We start from the raw sequence: 6,440 nt of genomic DNA, 5'->3' as shown, positions 1-6,440 counted from the left end.
ATCGGCGATGGGCAGCGCCTGCGCCGGCAGGCGCGCGGCATGCGGCACGCGTCCTTCCAGAAATGCGACCGGACGCCGGATCAGACGGAACAGCACCCATTCGGCCGCGAGCGCGCAACCGAGCACCAGTGCGAGCTTCCAGGCGATCTCGATCAGGAGATTGTAGGCCGCAGGATCGTTCGCGGTCCGCACGATCCAGTAATAGAACGCTGGGAAATGCGTGAGCGTCCGCGCCACGCTGGCGATCTCGCTCGAGATCGCGCCGATCTCCTCCGACACCGTGAGCAGGAGCTGCGCCCCGAGGCCGTCGGCAGCGAGCGGGATCGGCGACTTCTGCTCGGGCGCAGGCGCTTGCGGACCGGACGCATTGGCGATCGCGCGCAGCGTGTCGATCATCTGCGCACGTTTTTTGTCGTCCTGGAGCGTCACCAGCGCACGCTTGGCTTCCTCAGGCGACAACGCGGCAGCACTGTTCGCGGCCGGCGTCTCGGCGCGGGCGCCGGAGAGAGATGAGATCGCGAGGAAGAGAGCGGCGAGGAGCGCCGGGGCAAGCTTATGCGACACGCTGATTCCCTGAAAAAAATGAATGCGCCCGCGGTGTCGTGGCCGTCACCGCCGAAGCACATGCGTCATGTCGGATGGCTGCTATTCGCCCGTGGCCTGTGTCGGAAGTGGGCCTTTGAGGCGACATTCTCTTGGCATTTGCCGCAATGCAGGATGAGGGAACCGGGCGTCGGTGGGGCTCAAACGCCAACAGAACGCGATCCGTCTTTCTGTAGAATTCTCGCAGCGCGACTCACAAGAGGTCGTCATGCCCGGGCTTGTTCCGCCGGCGCGGCCGAAGCCGCTTCGGCGCGGCAAAGGCCCGGGCATCCACGTTCTTCGCACCCGTGCGGCAAGTCGTGGATGGCCGGGACAAGCCCGGCCACGACGGCGTGGCGACACGCGTACCCTGCATGCAAATACTCCGTCATTCCGGGCGTTGGCCCGGAATGACGGCGAGGAGGAAGGAGGACAAAAGCAGGGTGTGAAAACACGCCTGTCACGGGGCCGCATCACGGCCACCTGACATGATCAACGTGATGCAAAATACAGCGCCGGGAAGGTAGGGGCTCTGCCTTACTGATGCAGCCCGCTAAACCTTGACCCGGCGTGCCGTTCGCGGTTTCTGCCGCTATGCGATAGTCCGAACGAGCTCCGTCGCACTTAACGCGGCTGGATTTGCGGAGGTGGCGTCATAGACCTCCCCTTGCTCATGAGGTGGACGTTGCGCGTCGCTTTGTTTGCGACCACCGGCATGCTCCTCCCGTGATATAAAACTGTCAAGCGGGATCGATGATCACGGAGATCACATTTGAGCGGGCGAGTTCCGTAAGCCAGGGCATGGGGCCTCATGCCCCTGCTTTGCCCGACACGTCGATTCGATTTCGTAAAATCAGCAACCACATATACCCCTTGATTTCGCTACTGTGAGTGGGGTTGTTTTCGCACTTTTTTGTCGATGGCCGGCTCAGCGGCCTAGAGAAACATATCCGTCAGATCAACCGTCGAGGACTCTCCGACCCGGTCGAAGTTTCGCGCCAGCCAGCTTCGCGCCGCCTCGCGGCCCTCATCGCGCAGGCGGCACAACAGGCTCCATTCGGGATGGAATTGCGTGGCCGTGCCGAGCTGCGACATCAGCTGGTCGTTGCCGATCCAGTGCATGTACATGCGGCTATGCCTGTCGCTGTCGAGCTCGCCATTGTCGATCAGCCGCGTGGCGAAGGCGATCGCGCGCATCTCGCGCATCAGGGACGAATTGAAGCTGATCTCGTTGATGCGGTGGAGGACGTCGGCTGCACTGGCCGGCAGTTCGTCGCGCCGGATCGCCGTGACCTGCACGATGATGACGTCGTGACTGCCCCTGCGGTAGATCAACGGATAGATCGCGGGATTGCCGAGATAGCCGCCATCCCAATAATGCTCGCCGTCGATCTCGACGGCCTGGAAATAGGGCGGCAGGCAGGCCGAGGCCAGCACGGTTTCAGCGGTGAGATGCGGGCTCTGGAACACCTTGATTTTGCCGGTGCGGACATTGGTGGCGTTGAGAAACAGTGCTGGCGCCTCGGGCGAGGAATTGAGCCGGTCGAAATCGACCACGCGCTGCAAGAGCGAGCGCAGCGGATTGAGTTGGAAGGGATTGAGCAGGTTCGGCGGCAGCGTGTGCGTCAGCGTGTGGATGAAGGCGTGAACCGGATGATATTCCGGCGGCAGCTTGAGGGCCTGGATCCACTGGTTGAGCGGCGAGAGCAGATCGTACGCCATGTCCATGCGCGACACTTCGTACCAGAACGCGTGCAGGTTCTGCCGCGCGGCCTCCGCGCCTCCCTTGGCCATGCCGGAGGCCATCGCCACCGCGTTCATCGCGCCGGCGCTGGTGGCGCTGATTGCCTCGATCGCGAGCCTGCCATCCTCGAGCACCTGGTCGAGCACGCCCCAGACGAAGGCGCCGTGCGCGCCGCCGCCCTGGAGCGCGAAGCTGACGTTCTTCCGGTTCGCGGTCTCGTTCACTGTCACTTCGCTCGCCTCTTGCCTCCCTTCCCCTCTTTCTCGAGTGCCTTGCGCACCTCGTCGAATTCGCCCAGCGAGGCCTTGTCTGCGCGGGGGAAGCGCAGGTCGAGCTTTTCGAGCGCCGCATTGATCACCGAGCCGATCACGACACGCGCGAACCATTTGTGGTCGGCGGGCACGACATACCACGGCGCGTGGGTCGTGGAGGTGTGCCGGACGATGTCCTGGTAGACCGCCTGGTAGCGCGGCCACAGCGCGCGCTCCTTGATGTCATCCATCGAGAACTTCCACTGCTTGGCCGGATCCTCCAGCCGGTCGAGGAAACGCTCGCGTTGCTCGTCCCTGGACACGTTGAGGAAGAACTTCAGCACCACGGTGCCGTTGCGGCAGAGGTAGCGCTCGAAGGCCGAGATATCCTCGAACCGCTCCTTCCAGATGTTCTTCGTCACGACCTTGGACGGAAGTTTCTCCTTGGCGAGGATCTCCGGGTGCACGCGCGTCACCAGGCATTCCTCGTAATGGGAGCGGTTGAAGATACCGATATGGCCGCGCTCGGGCAGCGCGATCACGTGGCGCCACAGGAAATCGTGGTCGAGCTCCTTGCTGCTCGGCGCCTTGAAGGCATGGACCTCGCAGCCCTGCGGATTGATGCCTTCGAAGATCGCCTTGATCGCACTATCCTTGCCGCCGGCATCCATGGCCTGGAACACGATCAGGAGCGACCAGCGGTCCTGGGCGTAGAGCTTCTCCTGAAATCCGATCAGCCGCTTCTTGTTGGCATCGAGGATCGCTTGCGCCTTCTCCTTGTCGAGGTCGCCCTTCTCGTCGGTCTTGTGCGCCTTGAGATGAAACTTGCCGGAGCCATCGTAGCGGAATGGCGTGATGTAACGGTCAAGCTCCTGGGCGAGCGATTTGGACGGCTTCTTGCTCATGAGCGCGGGGTACCTTGCGTTGCGGCTTCAATCGGTCGAGCACGCTACCAAGGATGCCCTTGGGAAGGAATATGATGAAAAGCACGAGCAGCACGCCGTAGACGAGATTGTCCCAGCCGACCGCCTTGGTGCCGAAGCCGATGCGAAGGGTTTCCGCCAGCAGGATGGTGATCACGGCACCGAAGGTCGGGCCGAGCGAGACGAACAGGCCGCCGACGATGGCCGCGAACACCATCTGGAGCGACACCGCAATGCCGCTGACCGTGTCCGGCGTGATGAACATCTGGTACTGGCAGTAGATCGCGCCCGCCAGAGCCGTCATCACCGCACTGAGCAGCGTGATCTTCAGCTTCTCCGCGGTGACGTCGACGCCGGCGGCGGCCGCGGCGTCCTCGTCCTCCGAAATCGCCTCCAGCGCGTAGCGTGCCATGCTGCGATCGACCCAATGCCAGACCACGATGCCGAACAGCCAGACCCCGAGCGCGATCAGGTACCAGGTCGTCTTGTCGTCGAATTGCAGCGCCAGCAGCTTGTTTCCCGAGGTCCGGTTCGGCGTATAGCCCAGCGAGCCGCCGGTATAGTCGCGCGTCGCCGTGATGACCTGGAGCACGATGCCGGAGAGCGCCAGCGTCACCAGCACGAAATAGTGCCCGGTGATGCGGAAACGGAAGCAGGGATAACCGACGATCAGCGCCAGCGCGCCGGCTGCGACCATGCTGACGGGAATGCCGATCCAGGGCGACACGCCGAGATGATTCCAGAGCAACGCGGTGACATAGGCGCCGATCCCCATGAAGCCGCCGTGGCCCAGCGAGACGAGGCCAAACCGCCCCATCATCGACCACGATGTGTAGGCGAACGACCAGATCAGGATCAGCACCAGGATGTGCAGGTGATAGGGATCACGATAGACGAAAGGCAGCGCGACCAGCGCCGCCAATCCCATCCCCCAGGCAGCAAGCCGCCCCTGCCCCATCATCGGCGCCTCGCGAGCAGGCCCGCAGGCCGGATGAACATCATGACGATGAAGAAGGCGAAGGCGAGCACATAACCCCATTCGAGATCGGAGAACAGGCCACCGAGCGAGATGATCTCGGCGAAGACGAAGGCGGCAATGAAGCCGCCGATGAAATTGCCGAGGCCACCGAGCACGCAGATCAGGAAGGTGATCGGCCCGAAGGAGAGGCCGACGAAGGGATGCACGTCATATTGCAACACCAAAAGGCAGGCGGCGAGCCCGGCCAGCGCGCCGCCGAGCGCCGAGGTGATGAGATAGATCCGCCTGGTGTCGACACCCATCAGCGCCATGATCTGGCGGTCCTGCGAGATGGCGCGGATCGCGGTGCCGGTGAAGGTGCGCGTCATGAACAGATAGACGGCGACCATGCCGACCAGCGCGGCCAGGAATGACAGGAGTCGCGCATAACTAAAGTTCATGTCGCCGAAGGCGAGCACCGGCAGGCGGATGCCGAGATTGCGGAAGTCGATGCCGAAAGCGACGGTGGCAAAGCTCTGCAGCACGAACAGCACCCCGCCGGTCGCGAGCAACTGGTTGATCGGCGGCGCCGTCAACAGCGGCGCGATCACGAGGTAATGCAGCGCCGCGCCGAGGACCGCGACCAGCAGAATGGTGAGAGGCGCCGCAACGAAATAGCTGATGCCGTAATACTGCACCATGAAATACATGGCGTACATGCCGATCATCACGAGCTCGGCATAGCAGATCCAGGTCACGTCGATGACGCCGAAGATCAGGTTGAGCCCGAGCGCCAGCAGCGCCAGCACGCCGCCGAGCAGGATGCCGTTGATCACGGCCTCCAGCAGATAGATGTCGAATATGTCCAGGAACGCCTGCATGCCCATCATACCCCGAGATACGCTTCCTTGACGGTGTCGCTTGCGAGCATCTCGGCCGAGGTGCCGGACGCCCTGATCGTGCCCGCCTCGATCAGATAGGCGCGATCGACCACTTTCAGCACCTGCTGCACGTTCTGCTCGACGATCAGCACCGTCAGCCCGCTGGCGCGGATCCGCTTCACCAGCTCGAACACCTGCTGCACCACGACCGGCGCCAGCCCCGCCGACGGCTCGTCGAGCAGCAGCAGTTTTGGATTCGACATCAGCGCACGGCCGATCGCGCACATCTGCTGCTCGCCGCCGGACATGGTGCCGGCCATCTGGTGGCGCCGTTCCTTCAGGCGCGGAAACAGGTCGAAAACGACCTCGGCCCGCTCGGCATAGTGACCACGCGCCTCCTTCATGAAGGCGCCCATCTTGAGATTATCGTCGACCGAGAGCTGCGGAAACAACCGCCGGTTTTCCGGCACATGCGCAATGCCGAGGCTGACGATCTTATGCGCCGGCGTTGCCACGACGTCGGCGCCCTCCATCCGGATCGACCCGCGCGAGGGCCGGATCAGGCCGGAGATGACGCGCATCAAGGTGGTCTTGCCGGCGCCATTGGGGCCGATGACGCCGACGGCCTCGCCGGCCTTCACGTCGAGATTGACATCGAACAGCGCCTGGAACGTGCCATAGCCGGCATTGACGGCGCGGAGCTCCAGCATCGGCTAGCCTCCCGCGCGACGGCGCGCTTCAGCGGCCGCGGCCTGCGTGGTCTCGGCATCGGTGCCGAGATAGACCTCGATCACGCGCGGGTCGCCCGCGACCGCGCTCGGCAATCCTTCCGAGATCTTCTCGCCGTGATCGAGCACCATGACGCGATCGACGACGCGCATCAAGACGCCCATGATGTGCTCGACCCAGATGATGGTGATGCCGAGCTCGTCGCGGATGTTGCGCAGCATGTCGGCGGCCTGATCCATCTCGGCCTCGTCGAGACCGCCGAGGCTCTCATCGGCGAGCAGCAGCTTTGGCGAAGTGGCGAGCGCCTTGGCCAGCTCGAGCTTCTTCAGGCCGGCCGCGCCGAGGCCATCGACGCTGGCATGGCGATCGGTC

General features: G+C 63.6%; 5 protein-coding genes and 2 pseudogenes. All 7 read right to left on the bottom strand.

Translation table 11 applies throughout. From position 1 onward, the window contains the following. Positions 1 to 564 (bottom strand): annotated as a pseudogene (locus tag MOV74_RS28390) (small-conductance mechanosensitive channel); the annotation flags it as partial. A 954-nt stretch (positions 565 to 1,518) separates the two neighbouring features. Next, complete coding sequence (locus MOV74_RS28385; protein ID WP_246929928.1) at positions 1,519 to 2,556, bottom strand: patatin-like phospholipase family protein; 1,038 nt, start codon at positions 2,554 to 2,556, stop codon at positions 1,519 to 1,521. Continuing rightward, positions 2,553 to 3,482, bottom strand: a complete 930-nt coding sequence (locus MOV74_RS28380; RefSeq protein WP_246929926.1) for a polyphosphate kinase 2 family protein — start codon at positions 3,480 to 3,482, stop codon at positions 2,553 to 2,555. Before MOV74_RS28380 ends, MOV74_RS28385 begins: the two co-directional genes overlap by 4 nt. After that, positions 3,442 to 4,461: a branched-chain amino acid ABC transporter permease gene (locus tag MOV74_RS28375; protein WP_246929924.1), complete on the bottom strand. Its 1,020-nt coding sequence runs from the start codon at positions 4,459 to 4,461 to the stop codon at positions 3,442 to 3,444. Before MOV74_RS28375 ends, MOV74_RS28380 begins: the two co-directional genes overlap by 41 nt. Continuing rightward, complete coding sequence (locus MOV74_RS28370; protein ID WP_246929923.1) at positions 4,458 to 5,339, bottom strand: branched-chain amino acid ABC transporter permease; 882 nt, start codon at positions 5,337 to 5,339, stop codon at positions 4,458 to 4,460. Before MOV74_RS28370 ends, MOV74_RS28375 begins: the two co-directional genes overlap by 4 nt. 5 nt (positions 5,340 to 5,344) lie before the next feature. Then, positions 5,345 to 6,049 carry an ABC transporter ATP-binding protein gene (locus MOV74_RS28365; RefSeq protein ID WP_246929921.1) on the bottom strand — a complete coding sequence of 235 codons (705 nt, stop codon included), beginning with the start codon at positions 6,047 to 6,049 and terminating at the stop codon, positions 5,345 to 5,347. Between the two features lie 3 nt (positions 6,050 to 6,052). Continuing rightward, positions 6,053 to 6,440: pseudogene (locus tag MOV74_RS28360) on the bottom strand (ABC transporter ATP-binding protein); the annotation flags it as partial.

This window comes from Bradyrhizobium sp. SHOUNA76, from assembly GCF_023006445.1.
In the GTDB taxonomy this organism is placed as follows: domain Bacteria; phylum Pseudomonadota; class Alphaproteobacteria; order Rhizobiales; family Xanthobacteraceae; genus Bradyrhizobium.
Note: the sequence above shows the minus strand (reverse complement) of the source record. Positions and strands in the feature narration are given on the sequence as shown.